Below are 744 nucleotides of genomic sequence, written 5' to 3' on the forward strand. Positions count from 1 at the left end.
ATTTGTTTACCGATTGTTGTGTCAGTGTTGTGGAAAGAAGGTAAGCAGTGTTCGAAGATAACACGTGGGTTGCCTGTTTTTTCGATCATGTCTTGGTTTACTTGGTAAGGTTTCAATAATTTGATACGTTCTTCCCAAACTTCATCGGGTTCACCCATAGATACCCATACGTCTGTGTAAAGTACGTCTGAACCTTTAACACCTTTATCAATGTCGTCTGTTACTAAGATTTCGCCGCCGTTTTCTTCAGCGATTTCTTTACAACGGTTCAATAATTCATCCGTAGGATTCAATTCTTTAGGGCAAACAAGGTTGAAACGCATACCCATGATTGCTGCACCTTGCATCAACGCATTCGCAACGTTGTTGCGGCCGTCACCTACGTAAGTGAAGTTGATTTCGTGATAAGGTTTTTTCAATACTTCTTTAGCTGTTAGGAAGTCAGCTAATACTTGTGTTGGGTGATCTTCGTCAGTTAAACCATTCCATACCGGCACGCCTGATTCTTTTGCTAATGTTTCAACAGTACGTTGAGAGAATCCGCGATATTCGATGCCGTCATACATGCCGCCTAAAACGCGTGCTGTATCTGCTGCTGTTTCTTTTTTGCCCATTTGAGAACCAGTTGGTCCAAGGTAAGTAGTGCTTGCACCTTGGTCAGCTGCCGCAACTTCAAATGCGCAACGAGTACGAGTTGAGTCTTTTTCGAAAATTAATGCAATGTTTTTTCCTTTAAGTGTTTGT

Annotated in this window: 1 protein-coding gene; it reads right to left on the reverse strand. The window is 41.9% G+C overall.

Annotated features, from left to right (window positions below; translation table 11 throughout):
• The coding region (argF, locus tag HMPREF2846_RS01045) for an ornithine carbamoyltransferase (RefSeq protein ID WP_070625291.1) at positions 1-744 on the reverse strand (744 nt) is incomplete at both ends.

This window comes from Staphylococcus sp. HMSC056G08 (genome assembly GCF_001812305.1).
In the GTDB taxonomy this organism is placed as follows: domain Bacteria; phylum Bacillota; class Bacilli; order Staphylococcales; family Staphylococcaceae; genus Staphylococcus; species Staphylococcus simulans.